At 54.6% G+C, this 18,977-nt stretch carries 20 protein-coding genes and 1 tRNA gene; 14 read left to right on the top strand and 7 right to left on the bottom strand.

Annotated features, from left to right (window positions below):
* Nucleotides 1-40: 40 nt before the first annotated feature.
* Nucleotides 41-586 (bottom strand): outer membrane lipid asymmetry maintenance protein MlaD, encoded by a 546-nt coding sequence (gene mlaD / locus A4S02_RS11390; RefSeq protein WP_070323845.1) that lies wholly within the window; start codon nucleotides 584-586, stop codon nucleotides 41-43.
* Nucleotides 587-634: 48 nt separating this feature from the next.
* A complete protein-coding gene (locus A4S02_RS11395) occupies nucleotides 635-1,003 on the bottom strand; it encodes an NADH:ubiquinone oxidoreductase subunit NDUFA12 (protein WP_019088830.1) in 369 nt (122 codons plus the stop codon).
* A gap of 209 nt (nucleotides 1,004-1,212) precedes the next feature.
* Here A4S02_RS11395 and A4S02_RS11400 point away from each other — a divergent pair, with 209 nt between their 5' ends.
* From A4S02_RS11400 to A4S02_RS11425, 6 genes are all read left to right on the top strand, one after another.
* A complete protein-coding gene (locus A4S02_RS11400; RefSeq protein ID WP_070323846.1) occupies nucleotides 1,213-2,769 on the top strand; it encodes a TSCPD domain-containing protein in 1,557 nt (518 codons plus the stop codon).
* A gap of 76 nt (nucleotides 2,770-2,845) precedes the next feature.
* The gene (locus A4S02_RS11405; RefSeq protein ID WP_003624824.1) at nucleotides 2,846-3,310 is read left to right on the top strand and encodes a RidA family protein; all 465 of its coding nucleotides are present in this window, start codon (nucleotides 2,846-2,848) and stop codon (nucleotides 3,308-3,310) included.
* A 19-nt stretch (nucleotides 3,311-3,329) separates the two neighbouring features.
* Nucleotides 3,330-4,478, top strand: coding sequence for a GNAT family N-acetyltransferase (locus A4S02_RS11410; protein WP_070323847.1), 1,149 nt, complete (start codon nucleotides 3,330-3,332; stop codon nucleotides 4,476-4,478).
* A gap of 118 nt (nucleotides 4,479-4,596) precedes the next feature.
* Nucleotides 4,597-5,511 (top strand): bifunctional methylenetetrahydrofolate dehydrogenase/methenyltetrahydrofolate cyclohydrolase, encoded by a 915-nt coding sequence (locus A4S02_RS11415; protein ID WP_070323848.1) that lies wholly within the window; start codon nucleotides 4,597-4,599, stop codon nucleotides 5,509-5,511.
* Nucleotides 5,508-6,257 carry a methylenetetrahydrofolate reductase gene (locus tag A4S02_RS11420; protein WP_019088834.1) on the top strand — a complete coding sequence of 250 codons (750 nt, stop codon included), beginning with the start codon at nucleotides 5,508-5,510 and terminating at the stop codon, nucleotides 6,255-6,257. The genes A4S02_RS11415 and A4S02_RS11420 overlap by 4 nt, the downstream gene beginning before the upstream one ends.
* A gap of 60 nt (nucleotides 6,258-6,317) precedes the next feature.
* Nucleotides 6,318-8,420, top strand: a complete 2,103-nt coding sequence (locus A4S02_RS11425) for a hypothetical protein (protein ID WP_070323849.1) — start codon at nucleotides 6,318-6,320, stop codon at nucleotides 8,418-8,420.
* Nucleotides 8,421-8,485: 65 nt separating this feature from the next.
* Here A4S02_RS11425 and A4S02_RS11430 read toward each other — a convergent pair whose 3' ends face one another.
* Entirely contained in the window at nucleotides 8,486-8,983 is a 498-nt protein-coding gene (locus tag A4S02_RS11430) for a kinase inhibitor (protein ID WP_019088836.1), read from the bottom strand.
* A 19-nt stretch (nucleotides 8,984-9,002) separates the two neighbouring features.
* The gene (locus tag A4S02_RS11435; protein ID WP_003624836.1) at nucleotides 9,003-9,215 is read right to left on the bottom strand and encodes a hypothetical protein; all 213 of its coding nucleotides are present in this window, start codon (nucleotides 9,213-9,215) and stop codon (nucleotides 9,003-9,005) included.
* A 169-nt stretch (nucleotides 9,216-9,384) separates the two neighbouring features.
* Between A4S02_RS11435 and queA the strand changes: the two genes are divergently transcribed.
* From queA to A4S02_RS11470, 7 genes are all read left to right on the top strand, one after another.
* Nucleotides 9,385-10,467 (top strand): tRNA preQ1(34) S-adenosylmethionine ribosyltransferase-isomerase QueA, encoded by a 1,083-nt coding sequence (gene queA, locus A4S02_RS11440; protein WP_019088837.1) that lies wholly within the window; start codon nucleotides 9,385-9,387, stop codon nucleotides 10,465-10,467.
* On the top strand, nucleotides 10,464-11,624 hold the full coding sequence (gene tgt / locus A4S02_RS11445) for a tRNA guanosine(34) transglycosylase Tgt (RefSeq protein WP_070323850.1): 1,161 nt from the start codon (nucleotides 10,464-10,466) through the stop codon (nucleotides 11,622-11,624). The genes queA and tgt overlap by 4 nt, the downstream gene beginning before the upstream one ends.
* Before the next feature lie 12 nt (nucleotides 11,625-11,636).
* Nucleotides 11,637-12,737 carry a tRNA epoxyqueuosine(34) reductase QueG gene (gene queG / locus A4S02_RS11450; protein WP_070323851.1) on the top strand — a complete coding sequence of 367 codons (1,101 nt, stop codon included), beginning with the start codon at nucleotides 11,637-11,639 and terminating at the stop codon, nucleotides 12,735-12,737.
* Nucleotides 12,734-12,979 (top strand): ribbon-helix-helix domain-containing protein, encoded by a 246-nt coding sequence (locus A4S02_RS11455; protein WP_019088840.1) that lies wholly within the window; start codon nucleotides 12,734-12,736, stop codon nucleotides 12,977-12,979. The genes queG and A4S02_RS11455 overlap by 4 nt, the downstream gene beginning before the upstream one ends.
* Before the next feature lie 79 nt (nucleotides 12,980-13,058).
* Complete coding sequence (locus tag A4S02_RS11460) at nucleotides 13,059-13,886, top strand: TerB family tellurite resistance protein (RefSeq protein WP_070323852.1); 828 nt, start codon at nucleotides 13,059-13,061, stop codon at nucleotides 13,884-13,886.
* Between the two features lie 244 nt (nucleotides 13,887-14,130).
* On the top strand, nucleotides 14,131-14,979 hold the full coding sequence (locus A4S02_RS11465; RefSeq protein ID WP_070324256.1) for an MlaA family lipoprotein: 849 nt from the start codon (nucleotides 14,131-14,133) through the stop codon (nucleotides 14,977-14,979).
* Nucleotides 14,980-15,006: 27 nt separating this feature from the next.
* Nucleotides 15,007-15,633, top strand: a complete 627-nt coding sequence (locus A4S02_RS11470) for an MlaC/ttg2D family ABC transporter substrate-binding protein (RefSeq protein ID WP_070323853.1) — start codon at nucleotides 15,007-15,009, stop codon at nucleotides 15,631-15,633.
* Nucleotides 15,634-15,690: 57 nt separating this feature from the next.
* Here the strand turns inward: A4S02_RS11470 and A4S02_RS11475 are convergent, their stop codons facing one another.
* The 3 genes from A4S02_RS11475 to A4S02_RS11485 all read right to left on the bottom strand — a co-directional run bounded on the left by A4S02_RS11475 (nucleotide 15,691) and on the right by A4S02_RS11485 (nucleotide 18,149).
* Nucleotides 15,691-16,194, bottom strand: coding sequence for a GNAT family N-acetyltransferase (locus A4S02_RS11475; protein ID WP_019088844.1), 504 nt, complete (start codon nucleotides 16,192-16,194; stop codon nucleotides 15,691-15,693).
* A gap of 122 nt (nucleotides 16,195-16,316) precedes the next feature.
* Nucleotides 16,317-17,996, bottom strand: coding sequence for an energy-dependent translational throttle protein EttA (gene ettA, locus A4S02_RS11480; RefSeq protein ID WP_070323854.1), 1,680 nt, complete (start codon nucleotides 17,994-17,996; stop codon nucleotides 16,317-16,319).
* 79 nt (nucleotides 17,997-18,075) lie between these two features.
* Nucleotides 18,076-18,149, bottom strand: a tRNA-Ile gene (locus A4S02_RS11485).
* A gap of 156 nt (nucleotides 18,150-18,305) precedes the next feature.
* Here A4S02_RS11485 and ppa point away from each other — a divergent pair.
* A complete protein-coding gene (gene ppa / locus A4S02_RS11490) occupies nucleotides 18,306-18,833 on the top strand; it encodes an inorganic diphosphatase (RefSeq protein ID WP_019088846.1) in 528 nt (175 codons plus the stop codon).
* Nucleotides 18,834-18,977 lie beyond the last annotated feature (144 nt).

Consider the following 18,977-nt stretch of genomic DNA (forward strand, 5'->3'; position numbering starts at 1 on the left):
CCCGGCTTCAATCTTAAATTAACGGATTTTTATGTCTGTTTCAGGGCAGATCATTCCCGCCTGTGCCACCACCATTTGTAGGTGCTGCCTTGTTGGCACGTGTGAGGGTATCCGTAACCGAGAAAATGAATTTGCTGAGCAACTGTTCCAAACTGATGGAACCCTGTGTCTGCCCAACTGTTCCACCGGGTTTAAGGGTTTTGTCATCCCCACCCGGAGAGAGGGCAATATACTTGCCGCCCAGCAAACTATCACTGGTGATAATGGCTGCTGTATCATCTGAAAGATGAATATCAGGCCGCACAGTAAAGGTCACATGCGCCTTAAAGGTGTGTGGATCTACGGTCTCACGCACCACCTGCCCAACTGTCACGCCTGCCAGCCGCACATCAGAGCCAATATCCAGCCCATCTATGTGCGTGAAATCTGCATTAAGCTGGTAACCGGTTGTGTCTGTTTTGCGGCCTTCGCCCACTACAGCAGCCACCAGCATGCCGCTAATAGCCACCAACACAAAAGTGCCAGTAAGCAGTTCTGTAAGACTACGCCGAGATTTTTCTGCCATTGCTGAAGCCATAAGCCGCATCGCACTCCCTGTATTGCCTGTTCGGTTTAGCAGGAAATGCGCGGCAGATCACGCATCAGGTGTCCATGCCTCGTAATCTCCCGTCGCAGGTGGGTGCTGGCCCGTGGAATACAGACTTCCCGGCGGCCTGTAAGCTTGTACCGTGCCTGTCATATTGGGCTGATGCGGAAGCTGCCAAGGCTTGCGTTCTTCTGCCGGAATAGGGGCATCCAGCGTGTGGTGCAGCCATCCCCACCATTCTGGTGGTACGGCAGAAGGATCTTCCCCTTTCAGGTAAATCACCCAGCGTTCGGGGCGTTCCACCCCACCACCCTGACGGGCCGGACCTGTTGATTCGTAATAGCAGCGGCCATCGGCATCCTTGCCAACCAGCCGCCCCTTCCGGCGCGTATGCAGCCATGTTCCAAAGTTTGCCATGTTGTGGATGATAGGACTCCGCACCACGCCCGGTCTATGAAATATGCACGCACTGCCGATCAACTGCGCTCGAGCACGCGGTATTCGGGCAGGAAACGCAACTTCACAAAAAGTTATCCCCCATATCCTCATTATGCAGAGTGTTAACAGCCTTTTGGCGGCACGATTCCGGGTTCCGACGCGATAGGCGGAAACGATAAACTGCCCGCATGAACGCAACAGCCAGACGCCACTGGAATGGCGTGCTGATGAGCACGCTAGAGGCCGCAGCAGACCCGGACGCTCCCCTTCGCTCCGTTACGCTGCCCGCAGAATGGGATACAGATGCCGCAACGGCATTGGCCCAGCTTGTACCAGGAGATGAAGCGCTGGATCTGCCCAGCCTTGCCTCCCGCTGGATTGATGCGCTGGCACCAGATGATGCCACGGCCCGATCTTTGGTGTGGATGCTGCTTACGCGGCAGGCTGCCCCAACAGAGGCCGTATGGCATTGCCGTTTTGACCGCCCGCCGGGCTTTATAGTTAATCTGGCGGCTTTTGTTTCCCCCGGTGAAGGGCTTGCTGCGCGCACATTTGTTGCGGCTCTGCGGCTGATCTGTTCCGTATTGCGCCATGCCGCCAGCACACTGGCCAGCCAGCGCAATGGGGAACTGCCGCTGCCAGATTTATTTGCACCAGAACAAACAGAAGCAGCCCCCGCTGCGCCAGCCGATACACTTGCCCCTACCCCATTGGCTGGTGATATTCTGCTCACCAATCTGGATGCCTGCCTTGCTGGCGTTGGGCTGGATTACGATAGCGAAGATGGCCGCGCCGCCGCGTGCGCCATAGCTGCCTTGGCCACACTAACCGCACATGCTGGCCGGGGGCCGGAATCTCTCCCGCTGCCACCTGTGCGCACCGTTCTGCCCGGATTGGGGGAAACCCTGCGTGCTGTCTGGAACGAAGCGGCAGTGGAGACAGAAACGCCGTTAGCTCCGATTGAAACCGGCTTTTCTTCCTCCAACCCGATAGACGGGCTTTTGGGTGTGGAAGCTTGTGGGCTGGCCCCGGCTTTTTCCATGCTGCGGTCGGATGGCAAACTTTCCAGAAGCGCCTTGCTGCGGTTGGAAGCACGTGGCTTTACGGTTGAAACTGCTTTAGCTGCCGCGCTGGCAGGTGAAACTGTTCTACCTCAGCCCGGCCCTAATGCACATTTAGCCATGTATCGTGCCCTGACTGGTTTTGTGGACCGCATGCCCGCACGGCCAGAAGTGCAGAACCAGCCAATTCGCAATAAGCTGGAACGTGGCATACGCCGCACTTTGCCCCCACGGCATGGTGGCTTTACGCAAAAAACCACCATTGGTGGCCATCGCCTATTCCTGCGCACGGGGGAATATGAAGATGGCACGCTGGGTGAACTAGCCCTTACCCCCACGCGGGAAAGCGGCATGGTACGCGGGCTGATGGAAAGCTTGGGTGAAGCTGTTAGCATTGGCTTGCAATACGGTGCCCCACTGGAAGCCTTTGTAGAAAACTTTGCCTATACTTGCTTTGGCCCGGCTGGCACGGTGGAGGGAGACCCGGTTGCATCCTACGCCACATCCATGTTGGACTACGCCTTCCGCGCCTTATCAGACACGTATCTGGGTGAGCGACTGCCAGATGGCCCGCACCAAGATACACAATCTGACCCAGACCCACTTCTGCCGCTGGATCTGCCAGAAGCAGATGATACGCCGCCCACTGGGCGCAAGCGCCGTAATCTGCGGCTTGTCTGCTAAAGGCATACGGTCCATTCTGCTGGGCAAGAGGCAAGTTTCTGCTTCTTGCCCAGCTTTTTAACACAAGGAATACAGCGTGATGAGCACTCCTGAATCCCGTCTGGCTGAACTTGGTATCGAACTTCCTACACCTGCCGCACCTGTTGCTAACTACGTAGCCTGCGTTCAAACTGGCTCTCTTTTGGTGGTTTCCGGCCAGTTGCCCCTTAAAGATGGCAAACTGTTTGCGACCGGCAAGCTGGGAGATGCCGTTTCTGTTGAAACAGCGGTTGAGGCTGCGCGTTACAGCATGATCAATGTGATCGCACAGGTACGCGCCGCGGTGGGCGACCTTTCCCGCGTGAAGCGCGTGGTGCGGTTGGGTGGCTTTATTGCCTGCACACCAGAATTCACTTCGCACGCAGCTGCCATGAATGGTGCATCTGATCTGGCCGTGGCTGTATTTGGTGATGCCGGACGCCATGCGCGCTCCACCGTTGGCGTACCTTCCCTGCCGCTGGATGCACCGGTAGAAGTAGAAGGGTTGTTCGAAATCGGCTGAGTTTGCAGGAAAGACAGACATGCCTGACTGGTCCGTATCTCTGCACGACAGTATCCATGCCATTCCGGCAACGGAGTGGGATGCCTGTGCAGGGGTGGACAACCCATTTGTCAGTCATGCCTTTCTTTCTGCATTAGAAGACAGCGATTCCGTACGCCGAGAAACAGGCTGGCTGCCACAGCATGTCAGCCTGCACGCACCTGATGGGCAACTGGCCGCTACGTGCCCTGCCTATATTAAAGGCCATTCATGGGGCGAGTATGTGTTCGACCAAGGGTGGGCACGTGCGTTTGAGGCCGCTGGTGGGCGCTATTACCCCAAACTGCAAATTGCCGTCCCCTTTACCCCAGCACCTGGCCCGCGCCTTTTAACGCGCCCCGATGCACCAGCGGAAACCCAAGCAGTTATGGCCGATGCCCTGCGCCAGATCTGCCATGATACAGGGCTTTCCTCCGCCCATGTGACATTCTGCACCGAGCGGGAAAGTAATGTTCTGGCGGAGCGAGGATGGCTCCCGCGCCTTGGCTTACAGTATCACTGGCACAATCAGAATTACGCCTGTTTTGATGATTTTCTGGAAACACTTTCATCACGCAAGCGCAAAGCCATCCGACGTGAGCGGCGTGATGCCAATGCCGCTGGCCTGAGCTTTCATACCCTGCGCGGATCAGACATTACGCCGGAAGACTGGCAAGCCTCTTATACGTTTTACCAGAACACAATTGATAAAAAGTGGGGCAATGCCTACCTGACGCCCGATTTTTTCCCGCTGCTTTCTGAACGTTTGCAAGACCGTGTTGTGCTGATGACAGCACGACATGAGGGCACACCCGTTGCCGCAGCCCTAAACCTTTTGGGAGGCGATACATTGTATGGTCGTAACTGGGGTTGTGTTGGCAACTGGCCGTTCCTGCATTTTGAGCTGTGCTATTACCGTGCCATAGATTTTGCCATTGCCCACGGCCTCAAACGGGTAGAAGCCGGAGCGCAGGGTGAACATAAAATCCAGCGTGGCTATTTGCCTGCCCTCACACATTCTGCCCATTGGCTAGAAAACCCCTCACTCCGCAACGGTGTCGGGGCTTTCCTTCAGGCAGAACGCCCCGCCATATTGGCGGAAGCCGAAGCCCTTAACGTGCTTTCTCCCTATCGGCAGGGTGAAACATGACCTGAAATTTCTTATACATACCGGGCATATATGGGTGAAAACGTTGTCGTTTGGCGTTTTTTTGCGTATGCCCCAGCTTGAAACTCCACACGCTTCTGCATGATCAACTGGCAGCTCCATGACCAACGCACCTTCATCATCCCTTCCCTCCGATCATCAGGCTTCTCTGATTGATGGCAAAGGCTTTGCCGCCAAAATGCGCCAGCATATCCGTGAGGATGTCCTGGCGTTTCACGAGAAACATGGCGTAACGCCCGGTCTGGCCGTTATTCTGGTTGGGAATGACCCTGCCAGCGAAGTGTATGTACGCAACAAGGCTGTGCAGACCCATCATGCCGGCATGCGCTCCTTCATGCACATGCTGCCCGAAAACACATCGGAAGCTGAACTTCTGGCGCTGATAGACCGCCTGAACAAAGACCCCGAAATTCACGGCATTCTCGTGCAGCTTCCCTTGCCCAACGGGCTGGATGGACGCCGCGTAACCAACGCCATTCTGCCTGAAAAGGATGTGGATGGTCTGGGTGAAATTAACGCTGGCCGTCTGGCTGTGGGCCTGCCCTCGCTCATCCCCTGCACGCCACTGGGTTGCCTGCTACTGCTGCGTGACCAGTTGGGGGATATGAAAGGCCAGCACGCCGTGATTATTGGGGCCTCCAACCTTGTGGGCAAACCCATGGCCCTGTTGCTGCTGGCAGAAGGCTGCACGGTTTCTATCGCGCATATCCATACGCGCGATACGGCGGCACTTGCGCGCCAAGCCGATATTCTGGTGGTGGCCACCGGTTGCCGTGAACTGGTGCGTGGGGACTGGATTAAACTCGGCGCCACCGTGATTGACGTTGGCATTACCCGTATCAAAACCGATGATGGTAAAACCCGTCTTGTGGGTGACGTTGCGTTTGATGAAGCTGTTAAAGTAGCGGGCCGCATTACGCCGGTGCCCGGTGGCGTTGGCCCGGTGACCATTGCCTGCCTGCTGAAAAACACACTAACCGCAGCTAAATTACAGCTTGAGGGGAATGCGGAATGAGCCTTTCCCGCCTTTCGGTTGAGCTAATTCCGCGTTCTGCTGAAGCTCTGGCTGCAGATGTGGCTACGGTTAAAGCCCATTTTCCCGCAGCAGATACGCTGAACATTCCTGACCTAATGCGCTTTCCCCTCCGCAGTTGGGATGCTGCGGCACTTGTGCGTCCTCAGTTCGGAAACGTTATTCCGCACATCCGGGCCATAGATATTGCGCCGGATGCGCCTCTCCCCGGAGCAGATCAACCGGGATTGGAAGAAATTCTGGTTGTGCATGGTGATCCTCCGGCAGATCTCAGCCACCGCACCTACCCCAACAGCACGGAAAGTATTATCCGCCGCTACCGGCGTGAAGCGCCGCATCTCAAAGTCTATGCGGCGTTTGACCCTTACCGCCGCGCCCCGTGGAAAGAACTGGAAGACGTGGCCCGCAAGAAAGAAGCTGGAGCTATTGGTTTTTTCACGCAGCCTGTATTTGACCTGAAGCTGTTTGACCTGTGCCGGGAATGGATGCAGGGCGAATGCGTGTTCTGGGGGCTTTCCCCCGTTATTGGCCCCAAATCACGCTCTTATTGGGAAACAACAAATCACATTGTTTTCCCCCGTGATTTTTCTCCTACGCTGGAAGCCAATATCCAGTTTGCACAAACGGTGCTTAAAGAACTGGCGCAGGAAAAAGGCAAAGCCTACCTCATGCCGGTGCGCATCAAGCTAGAGCAGTATCTTCCCGCTCTGTTGGATGCCGTGGCATAACAAGCCGTGCAATTTGCCTGTATAATTCCCACCTATCCGATCGTTTTATAGGATCAGCCCATGCCGTTCTATCTTCTCTCCTGGCATGGTGCACTGGCGGGGTATACAGGCTTACGCCTGCATCCGGCATCCTTTGCGCAATCCCTTATGCGTGGTACAACCCCCGCCACGTTGGATGAGCAGTCTGGGGCATTAAATCCCGGTGGAATGTTTGCCAAAGCAGAAGCAGTCGAAAATTTTGCTGGCCGCCCGCTTGTGTCTATCCGGGCAGGCAAAGGCTATCTTTCTAGCAGAGACCAAAATGTGTTCGACGTTGTGCCGCTTTGCGCCACGTGGGAGCACTTTCTACTTCTACCACCCGAGTTGCTTTCCATCCTGCGCGATCTTACGGAACAGGAATGGTATCAGGGCACACGCTTTGTTGGCCGTGCCACCTGTGCAGAACATCATTTACAATTGGGTGGCCACAAATGGCCAGCGGAACAACTGCAGGCCGATCGCACAAAAGACACCATAACGCTGTGGAGCGAAGCCGCACCAGAAAAGGTCACCTTTACTCTGTGCCCTTCCCACGTTTTGTCTGGGTTAATGGAAGATGTGCTGCATCTTCTGCAAACAAACACATTGCGCCCTGCCACAACGCCGTGGGCCACATTGGATGATCTGCGCGAACAGATTTTGCGCTTAAGTGTTACCCCGCGTGATACAAGCACATGCGTGCAATTGGCACGTTTGGGTGCACTTTTTGGGCAATGGGAACTGGCAGATGGCTTTTTAACCATCGCCCGCCAGCACGATACACGCCCTGAACTGCAATGGATGGCCGCCATTCTGGCCTTGCGCACAAAAAATTACGATAGCGCTGCCACGTTAATGGAGCAGGCCCTTACCACCCGGTATCCTGATCGGGATCTGGGCACACTGCTTGCTCCATTAGTGGCACGCCAAAAGGCAGGAGAAAGCGCTCTTTTGCTGGCACCTAGCACTTTAAACAGTGTTGGCCTTCCGCCTTTTGAAACGCCTTTTGATGCACTGCTGGTGCCTATGCGCCTTTCATCCCAAAATGGCCCGGATATCCGGCGCATCTATAGCTCTCTGTTTGAACGGGCCTTCCAACAACCGAACACAGAAAACCGCTTGCGCCTGCTAACGGCGGAAGCCCGGTTAAATGGCCTGAGTTGGTGGGAAGAACTGGGCTTAGGCCACACAAGCTGGTTGGCTGGCCTACAGGCCGAAGCAGATGAACATTACGCCATTGCCCGCAAACTGGCCTTGCAGGATAACATGACCCCAGCCCTGTATGATCAAGGTGTGTTTTCATGGCTAAGCACGCAGGAATGTGGACGCTTGGCCAGCCGCGCCATACCGGATGTAACGGGTGTGGCAAACTGGCAATGGCACTTCAGCATGCCAGAAGAACAGCCTTCCACCTGCTTGGCCTTTGCCTGCACGGGGCACCATTTTGATCTGCTTCCGGGGCTTGTGCTTTCCCTTATCCATGCATGCCGGGAAGATCGTTCTGCTGGCAAAATTCAGCTCTGCCTTGGTGTTGCAAACCCAACTGTGGATCAGCTTACCTTTCTTTCCACCGTTTCAGAATGGTTGGAAAACCATGCCACAACATTGCGGCTCAGCTTTGGGCACGGAGAAACCAAATCAGACGCCACCATGCTGGAACCCGCATTACGCTATCTGATCCTACCCGATATTGCCGCCCAGTTTAGGGTGCCCGTTTTGATAGGAGATTGCGCAGGTTATTTCCCTGCCAATTTTGTTAGCCTGCTGCGGGACATGAAAGCCCATGCAACATATGGCTTTGACCTGACCGAGTTTGATGACAACGGCCAGCAGCGATATGGCACACCGTGGAGCATGAACACGACTTTGGCCTATTTTGGCGAAGCCGAACTTGTACCCGCCATTGCCGCCTTTATGAGCGATTATCTGAATACAGTCTGCTCTCCCAACAATCCTTACCATACAGACATAGACCGCTGCGCATTGGCTCAAGTCTTTCGTCGCTTTGTCCGGTCTCGCTGGGCGCAACTTTCCATCCGGTTCTTAAATGATGGTCCACCCCTTTTGGTTATGCCGCAACATGGGCAAACAGGGCTTGTGACACCGGATGATGTTTTAAACGATCTTAAAGCCTATGCACGCTAGGCCATTTTAACCATCGCTACAGCTATTTCCCTGAACCTTTTTATCCGGTTCAGGGAAATCAAAGGTTAGTCGCGGGAGCCACCACCATATAGGGCGGTCAGGCTGGCAGAAGCCAACTTATGGTGGTTCACCATGAAACCAACCAATGCCGGGCTGGAATCTTCCTGCACATCCAGCGTCGGCACATCCAACGCGTAAACCGTAAAGACATAACGGTGCACGCGCCCCGGCGGAGGGGCAGCCCCACCATAACCAGGCACGCCAAAATCTGTGCGCACTTGCAAGGCACCTTTTGGCAGCTTATCCCCTGCCGAACCTGCGCCCGTTGGCAGTGCTGTAATAGTAGCGGGAATATTCACCACCACCCAATGCCACCAGCCCGAACCGGTTGGTGCATCTGGGTCATATACCGTTACCACAAAGCTTTTGGTGCCTGCAGGTGCATCTTTCCATTCCAACGCCGGGGAAAGATTCTGCCCATGTTGCCCCATGCCGTTGTAAACCTGCTCTTGTGGTAGTGTATCACCATTTACAAAGGCAGGGCTTGTAAGAACAAATGCCATAAGAGCGGCTCCCGTGCTGTTACCAGTTACGGCTGATCAACCAGAATTCTTCGGATGTCAGCGTAACGCCTGCTTTGGATTCTGCTGCTGCTTTGGCCAGAGCTTCAATCCGTTCAATCATAATAACCTTACGCTGATGCGCTTCTGTGGTTTCATCGCTGGTTTTCAGCACACCCAAAGAAACTTCAGCGGCCTTGGCAACACGTGCTGCATCCAGAAGTGCGTAAGACATAAATTGTCATCCTTTAAATATCTGTGCACCGGAATACCCTCCGGCGTTACTGAAAGGGAAATCTGGCCCCTAAGCGCGCGCTCTTCAACCCCTACAGGCTGCATGCCACCTGCAGAACTGCGCCTTTGCCTCTGGCCTTGGCCCAGCCTATTGCGTAAACGGTGCCATCATGAGCAGTGACCGCACCGAAGATTTTGATTTTCACCTTCCAGAAAGCCTGATCGCGCAGGAACCCGCCCGCCCGCGAGAAGCCGCGCGCCTTCTGGATGCCACACAGCCCGACATGTTTGCTGATAGGCATATTCGTGATCTGCCCTCGCTTTTGAAGCGGGAAGATTTGCTGGTTGCAAACAATACGGCAGTTATTCGTGCCCAGCTTCATGGTCTGCGCGGAGAAGCCAAAATTGGCATCACGCTGGACCAGATTCAGCCAGATGGCAGTTGGCATGTGTTGGTGCGCAATGCGCGCAGGCTCAAGGTGGGCGATAGTATTGCATTCCCCGGTGTGCAGGATACAGCCCGCGTGCAGGCGTTAGAACCCGGCGGAGGGGCGATCCTTCGGTTCAGTGCGGAAGGGAATGATTTTGATGCGTTCCTGCAAAAAGCAGGCGCATTGGCATTGCCGCCCTATATTCATCGTCCGAAAGGGCCAACAGCGCAAGATACCAGTGATTACGCCACCATTTTTGAGCGTAACAAAGGTGCCGTGGCAGCACCCACTGCCGGGCTGCATTTTACGCCAGCACTGCTGAAAGCCATAGATGCCACAGGCGCGCAGCGCTGCACGCTCACTTTGCATGTGGGCGCAGGCACCTTTTTGCCTGTGCGGGAAGCCGAAATTTCTGAACACAAAATGCATTCAGAACGCGGCATCATTACCCCGGAAACGGCAGAACGTATTAACGCCACCCGTAAGGCTGGCGGGCGTATTATTGCCATTGGCACCACCAGCCTACGCCTGCTGGAAACTGCAACCGATGAAAACGGTATTGTGCATCCGTTTGATGGCACAACCTCCATTTTCATTCGGCCCGGCTATAAATTCCGCGCTGTGGATATGCTGCTCACCAATTTCCACCTGCCACGCTCTACGCTGTTCATGTTGGTTTCCGCTTTTGCTGGCGTAGAACGTGCCCGGCAGATTTATGCCCATGCCGTTGCCAGTGGTTACCGCTTTTATTCCTACGGCGATGCCTGCCTGCTGCGCTGCGCCCACTCCATCCATGCCCACCACCTTGGAACAGTAGAATGACCCGCTTTAACTGGACTTGTGAAAGCACAGATGGCGCCGCACGCGCTGGCATGCTGCACACAGCCCACGGCCCTGTGGCCACCCCTACCTTTATGCCAGTTGGCACAGTTGGCACGGTAAAGGCCATGACCATGGATGCCGTGCGCTCTACAGGGGCAGGCATTGTTCTGGGTAATACCTATCACCTCATGCTGCGGCCGGGGGCAGAACGCATACGCGCCTTGGGCGGCCTCCATAAATTTATGGATTGGTCCGGCCCGATTCTAACAGATTCCGGAGGCTTTCAGGTTATGTCCCTTGGCGCACTGCGGCGGTTAGATCAGGATGGCGTCACCTTCCGCTCCCATATTGATGGCTCTGAACATCGGCTCACGCCTGAAAGTTCAACAGACATCCAGCACGCACTGGATGCCACCATCACCATGTGTTTTGATGAATGCCCTGCCCTGCCCGCACCGCCAGAAGCCATTGCGGCTTCCATGCGGCTTTCCATGCGCTGGGCCGCGCGTTCTCGCCAAGCTTATGTGCAGCGTGAAGGATATGGGCAGTTCGGTATTGTACAAGGCGGTACGGAACCTGAACTGCGAGCAGAAAGCGTAAAAGCGCTCACCGATATCGGATTTGAAGGCTACGCCATTGGGGGCTTGGCTGTTGGCGAAGGGCAAGAGCTCATGTTCGCTACGCTGGATACCACCACCCCCATCATGCCGCAGGACAAGCCGCGCTACCTGATGGGCGTAGGCACACCTAATGATCTGCTGGGCAGCGTGCAACGCGGCGTGGATATGTTTGACTGCGTAATGCCCACCCGCGCAGGCCGTACCGCCCGCGCCTATACCGAGCGCGGCACACTCAACCTGCGCAATGCACGCCATGCTACAGATGCACGCCCTATTTCTCCGCACTGTAACTGTCTGGCCTGTTCACGCCATAGCCGTGCCTATCTGCACCATTTGTTCCGCGCCAATGAAATACTCGGCCCTATGCTGCTAACATGGCATAATATTGCCTATTATCAGCGCCTAATGCGTGAAATCCGGCAGGCTATTGTTGAAAAACGGCTGGATGCATTGGCCGCCACTTTGCGTGCAGAATGGGCAGCAGAAGATTGGACGGAAGATGAAATGCCGCAACCCACCATTCCGCCCGTTCCCTGAATAAGTAATTCCATGACTGCACCTTCCGCGCATCCCTCACAACCTGCTGCACCAGCGGCAAAACTGGCGGAAAAAATACGCATAAAGGCGCTGGAACTAGGGTTTGATGCTATTGGCTTCTGCCCTGCTCATCTGGGGCCAGAAGTGCGTGCGCGGCTGAAAGATTTTTTGGCCGAAGGGTATCATGGTGAAATGGGCTGGTTGGCAGACCGAACAGAGCAACGTAACCAGCCTATCGCTCTATGGCCCGAAGCCCGCAGTGTTATTGCGTTAGGCCTGAACTACGCACCGGCAGAGAATCCGTTAAGCACGCTGCAGAATCGCACATGCGGCAATATTTCCGTTTATGCGCGCCACCGTGATTATCACGATATTGTTAAGGGGATGCTCAAGCATCTGGCCCAGTTTGTCGTGCGTGAAGCCCGCATGATGCTGAATACAGCCCCAGATGTGAAAGTGTTTGTTGATACAGCCCCCGTGGCAGAAAAACCCTTGGCTGCACAGGCGGGGCTAGGCTGGCAAGGCAAACACACCAATCTGGTTTCCCGCCAACATGGAAGCTGGCTCTTTCTGGGTGAAATTTACACCACGCTGGAACTGCCAACCTCTGCCGATTCTGGGGGCAGTTGCGGAAGCTGCACCCGCTGCCTGAACGCATGCCCCACACAAGCTTTTCCTGCACCTTATCAAATGGATGCACGCAAGTGCATTTCCTACCTGACCATTGAACATGCAGGGCCTATCCCTACTCCGCTGCGTAAAGCCATTGGCACACATATTTATGGTTGCGATGATTGCCTGGCCGTATGCCCATGGAACCGCTTTGCCCAAATATCCCGCCATATCAAGCTACAACCTCGGCCAGATTTAATAGCACCAGAACTGGCAACTCTCAGCCAACTGGATGATGCCGCTTTCCGTACCATGTTTTCTGGCTCTCCCATCAAACGCATTGGACGCAACCGGTTTATACGGAATGTGCTGATAGCTATTGGCAATTCTGGCCACCCGGAATTGCTGCCCTATGCACAAAGTTTGCTGCAAGACCCAGATACCGTGGTGGCGGAAGCCGCAGATTGGGCCACGCAGTGCCTGATGGGAGATGCAGCTTGAGCCGCCATTTACGCAAACGCAGCCTGATTCTGGCAGGCCATGATACCAGCGTGGCGTTAGAATCCACTTTTTGGGATGTGCTAGAAGATATAGCAAACCAGCAAAAGCAAACGCTGCCGCAACTGGTTACAAAAGTGGATGCAGCACGTTCCCCCGAGCAATCACTGGCCTCTGCCTTGCGGGTTTATGCGTTGGAATGGCTGAAACAACAGCTTGCCACAAGCACGACTCCCTGCACCTGAGAACAACGCAGAACTGCTGTGTCTGCTTTAAAGCATCAGGTTGTTTGGGCACGCTGCCAGAACGTGATAAACTGCTGTTATGGCGATCTGGGGTAAAATTTTTGGTGGCGTAGCCGGTTTTGCCGTAGGCGGCCCGGTTGGCGCAGCAGTTGGCACAGCACTGGGCCACGCAGCAGATACAGGTGCGATTCTTCAGCCCCCCACAGGTGGTTGGAGCGATAAATGGGCTGCGCGTGCAAGGCCAGACCCGAATGGTGCAGCCACCTTTGTGGCCGCCAAGCTGGCCGCCGCCCTTGGCAAGAAGGAACAGCTTTACGGGCTTTCCTGCGTTATTCTCAGCGCCAAATTGGCCAAGTGCGATGCGCCCGTTAACCGGCGTGAAATCAACGCCTTTAAATCTCGTTTTCGCGTGCCTGATGAAAATATGCGTGAAGTTGGCCGTCTGTTTGATATGGCGCGCCAACGCACGGATGATTACGAGGCCTTTGCGCGCGAATTGGGGCAGGTTTACGCAACAGACAAACGCCCGTTGGAAGATCTGATGGGGATTCTGTTTACGATTGCCCGCGCTGATCTGGGCGCAGATGAACCGCTAGCCCCAGAAGAAGAGCGTTTTCTCAAACGCGTGCATGCCTTGTTCGGCCTGAGTCGTGGCGCTTGGGAACGCGCAGCCCATGGGCGGTCCACTCCAGCCATGGCTGAAGATGATGCCTATGCTGTGATGGGGGCCTCGCCTGATCTTTCAAATGAAGAACTGCGTGCTTTATGGAAAAAACTGGTGCGGCAGTATCACCCAGATATTCTTCTGGCCCGGAATGCCAGCGCCGTTGAAATTGAAGCCGCATCCGTCAAGATTTCACGCATTAACGCTGCGTGGGATATCATCAAGCGAGATCGTGGTCTCTGATTTCAGGATTCTCTTTTCTTTTTGAAGCAAGATAGGAAGTGCGACTTTCTGGCAACAGGTTGCACAAAAATCTCTCACTCTGCTGTCAAAGATCGCGCGCACAGGTCTATTTTACGCCCCTGTTTGTTATGCAAGTAAGCCCTGCCATTGCGCCGCTGGTTTCTCGTGGTAGAGAAAGCGACAGCAATTGGCCTGCATGCAGCATGGGCCAGACGGTCGTCACAGAGCAAAGGTAAAGGTGGCAATGATTTCAGGACGGAACGGCTCAAGGCTCCGCCCTCGCGCGCAGGCAAAAAAAAGTCAGACGCGGGAAGGTTCCTCGGCACAGCGCCGTTTTCGTCTGGGCACATTCTGCCTAGCCGCCACTTTGCTGGGTACAGCAGGATGCAGCGCTATCAAGGCACCCGTACCCAAAGACCCGGATGCTCTGGCTGAATACAAGGCGGCGAACGACCCCTACGAACCGTTGAACCGCAAGATGCTCAACTTAACCATGAAGTTCGATAAATGGAGCCTGCGCCCCATGGCCAAAGCTTATGTCTGGGCTGTACCGCGCCCGGTGCGTAATTCATTGGGCAACCTTGTCAGAACCATGAACGAACCCTCCGTTTTCTTTAACGATGTAGGGGCCGGAAAACCACGCCGCGCAGGCGATATGTTTGTGCGCTGGTGCGTGAACATGACCGTGGGCTTAGGCGGTTTGATTGACGTGGCCAAAATGGCCGGGTTCCCCCACCACGATAACGATGCCGGCATGACATTGGCCAACTGGGGCATTCCCGCTGGGCCATATCTGTTCCTGCCAATGGGACCATCTTCTATCCGTGATGGCATTGGCTACGCCATTGACCAAGGCCTTTCCCCATGGGACTATGTGCCACGCGGATACGGGTTGGTCAGCTTCAACTGGGCGTATAACCTGTTTGGGGTGGTTCATGCCCGTTCTGAGCATCTGGATGAGCTTGATGCGCTGGAACGTGATGCGCTGGATCCTTACGCCACCATCCGTAGTGCCTATCAGCAACAGCGGCGGGCGCAGGCCGAAGCCATCAAGAATGATAACCGTGCGACCGTGCCAGACTGGTACCATTAAGAAAAACAGCCAAAAGGGTACACAGACATGAAATTTCTTTCAAGCCGCCGTGTTGTTCTGGGTGCCTTTGCCCTGCTTTGCGCTGGTGGCCTTTTTTCCGCTCCTGCCCGTGCTGCGGAAAATGCAAAACAGTTTATTCAGGTGTTTGGCAACCAACTTGTTGCCATCGTCAACAGCCCTATTCCGTTGGCTGAAAAGAAAGAAAAAGTTCTGCCTTTGGTGCAGAAAAACGTCGATATTGATGGAATCGGTCGCTACTGCCTGGGCCGTTACTGGAAGACAGCTTCCCCAGATCAGCAACAGCGTTATCTGGGTCTGTTTCATCAGGTTCTGGTTAACGCCATTACAGATAAGCTGGGCGAATACCGCGGCGTAAACTTTACGCTGGGTAATGTTACCAGCACTGGCGCAGATGAATACGCCGTGGACAGCACGCTCGTACGCCCACAGCAGCCTGCGGCTGCCATGCAGTGGATTGTAAGTGAAGCCTCTGGCAGCCCTAAAGTGGTGGACGTTATTGGTGAAGGTGCAAGCCTGCGCCTGACACAGCGGAATGACTATTCCTCCTACATCGCACGCAATGGCGGTAGTGTAGGCGCCCTACTGGATGCCTTGCAGCGCCAGCTTAGCCACCACAACGCACCAGCTAACTAAAGTAAGCGGTCATCGTTCTGGTTTTGTAAAAAAGGCGTTCCATATGGAACGCCTTTTTTATGGTTTGGGCCAAACGCTTTCATAAACCAGCATTGTCTGACCATCTCTCTCAAATGTTTCTTCCACCCGCATCCCAATGCCACCCAGAATAGTACGGGATGCCACATTGCTTTCCGCCGCAACGGCTATCACTTTGTTAATTCCGGCATCATGCGCAAAATTAAGAGCAGCACCTGCGGCCTCTCGCGCAATGCCACGGCCACTGGCCCACGGAAAAAGTGCAAAGCGCAGCGCAAAACCACGCCCATCTGGCCGGTCGTGAATACCGGTCATGCCGACAAAGCGACCTTGTTCATGAATAGTGAAAATACCTACCCGGTGGCAGGCCCAGAAAGCGATATCATCCGCCATTTCCAGTTCTGCCTGTTGGCGGCTGCGCACCCCACCCAGCATGCGGCCAAAAGCACCGCCATCTGTTTTAAGGCGCACCATATCTTCCATATCCCGCCAAGTTACGGGCTTAAGCAGCAGGCGCGGAGTTCTAACAGAACGCGAATCCAAAATTCACGCTTTGCAGCAAAGGAAAGGCAAGTACCCTTCCTTTAAGTGCGCATGCTGCTGATAATGCATAGTGTCTTCATTAAGGTAGGAGCCCAATAAATGAGGACTCCTATTAACCTTACTTAGCGGGCTAAAGGTTTGTACTGGATACGGCCAGGTTCTGTAGCATCTGGCCCCAAACGGCGGCGCTTATCTTCTTCATATGCCTGGAAGTTCCCTTCAAACCATTCCACGTGGGAATCACCTTCAAAGGCCAGAATATGCGTCGCCAGACGATCTAGGAACCAGCGATCATGCGAGATTACCACAGCGCAACCGGGGAATTCTGCTAGCGCATCTTCCAACGCACGCAGGGTATCCACGTCCAAATCGTTGGTCGGTTCATCCAACAGGATAACGTTGCTTTCCTGCCGAAGCATTTTGGCCAGATGCACGCGATTGCGCTCACCACCAGAAAGCACGCCTACCTTCTTCTGCTGGTCAGACCCTTTGAAGTTAAAGGCCCCCACATAGGCGCGTGAAGGCACAGCACGCTTACCCAGATAGATAACATCCGTGCCGCCGGAAATTTCTTCCCACACGTTTTTGTCTGCATCGAGATCATCACGAGACTGATCAACGTAACCAAGTTTTACGGTTTCACCAATCTTCAGATCACCCGCATCCGGCTTTTCCTGCCCGATAATCATTTTGAACAGGGTGGATTTACCAGCACCGTTCGGGCCGATAACCCCCACAATACCACCCGGCGGCAGCTTGAAGTTGAGATTATCAATCAGCAGGCGCTCACCAAAACCCTTGGTAAGGTTTTCGGCTTCAATAACAGTGCCACCAAGGCGTGGGCCGGGCGGAATAACAATGTCTGCAACACCGCCAACTTTTTCAGCACTAGCAGCCAGCATTTCCTCATATTTGGTAATACGGGCCTTGCTTTTGGTCTGCCGTGCTTTGGGGCTGGCGTTAATCCATTCTTGTTCCGCTGCCAATGCACGCTGGCGGGAACTTTCTTCCTTTTCTTCCTGTGCCAGACGCTTACGCTTCTGTTCCAGCCAGGAGGAATAGTTGCCTTCAAACGGAATACCACGGCCACGCTCGATTTCCAGAATCCAGTTGGTCACGTTGTCCAGGAAGTAACGGTCATGGGTAATGACCATTACAGTACCATCGTAATCCTTCAGCGTGCGTTCAAGCCACGCAACGCTTTCAGCATCCAAATGGTTGGTTGGTTCGTCCAACAGCAAAAGGTCAGGCTTTTCCAGCAACAGGCGGCACAGTGCCACGCGGCGGCGCTCACCACCAGAAAGCTTATCTACCGGGCTGTCTGCAGGGGGGCAGCGCAGGGCATCCAGCGCAATATCCAGCTTACGGTCCAGCTCCCAGCCATCACCGGCATCAATTTTTTCCTGCAATTCGGCCTGTTCGGCCAGCAGGGCATTCATTTCCTCATCTTCCATGGGCTCGGCAAAGCGGGCAGAAATCTCGTTAAACCGATCTACGGCCTTTTTAAGATCACCAAAGCCCAGAGCCACGTTCTCACCCACGGTCAGCTTGGGGTCTAGCTGCGGTTCCTGCTCCAGATAGCCAACACGCACACCTTCTGCTGCCCATGCCTCACCACCGAATTCCTTATCGATGCCGGCCATGATTTTCAGCAGAGTAGACTTACCAGCACCGTTCACACCCAGAATGCCGATTTTGGCACCCGGCATGAAAGACAGCGTAATGCCTTTGAACACTTCACGCCCGCCGGGATAGGACTTTGCCAGATCCTTCATGACATAAACGTATTGATAGGATGCCATGATAATGAACTCCCGTAATGCGGATGGGTAAGATAAAAGTGCGGGTGCGACCACATCGGCGCAGCAAGCTGTTATCGCCTGCGCCCGGCAGGACTTGAACCCGCAACCAAGCCGTTATGAGCGGCCCGCTCTAACCAATTGAGCTACGGGCGCGCAGGCGGGTTCCTGATTACGCAACCTGAGCGATTTGGCAAGAGTTTCTATGCTGAAAACTGCCACTTGGCATGAAAAACGCATTACTCTTGGCAAGCGGGCATCGGCCAGATAGGGTTTGCCGCCTTTAATTTTTCAGCTCTGGAGCAGTCTTCAATGGACGTTTCAAAACTTTCCCCCGGCAAAGATGTGCCGTTTGATATTAACGTCGTGATCGAAATTCCGCAGGGTTCTTCTGTCAAATACGAAATCGACAAAGAAAGCGGCGCCCTTGTGGTGGATCGTTTCCTGTTCACGCCCATGGCTTACCCCACGGCTTACGGCTTTATCCCCAACACGCTGGCTGCTGATGGCGACCCGACAGACGCTCTGGTGCTGACCCCGCACAATGTTGTGCCCGGCTGCGTGATTCGCGCTCGCCCGATTGGCGTTCTGAAGATGGAAGACGAATCCGGTCAGGACGAAAAAATCATCTGCGTGCCGCACGACAAAGTGCACCCGCAGTTCACCAAAGTGGAAAGCGTGAGCGATCTGCCAGAAATTACCGTGCAGGCCATTGAACACTTCTTCACCCGTTATAAAGACCTTGAAAAAGGTAAATGGGTGAAAGTGACCGGTTGGGGCACGAAGGAAGAAGCAGGCGCGTTCATTGTGAAAGCTCTGGAAGCCGCAAAAGGTAAATAAGCAGCCTTTGCACTCTGCTTACAAAAAGCTGCGGCGGCTTCTGCCCCGCAGCTTTTTTCTTGCCCCATACCCTGCGTAAAAAGAGTTCTTCCAGAAAACGGCTTATCAAGCGTGCCCTTCCTCTCCAATATGAAGCACGGATAT

The organism is Acetobacter ascendens, from assembly GCF_001766235.1.
Lineage (GTDB): Bacteria > Pseudomonadota > Alphaproteobacteria > Acetobacterales > Acetobacteraceae > Acetobacter > Acetobacter ascendens.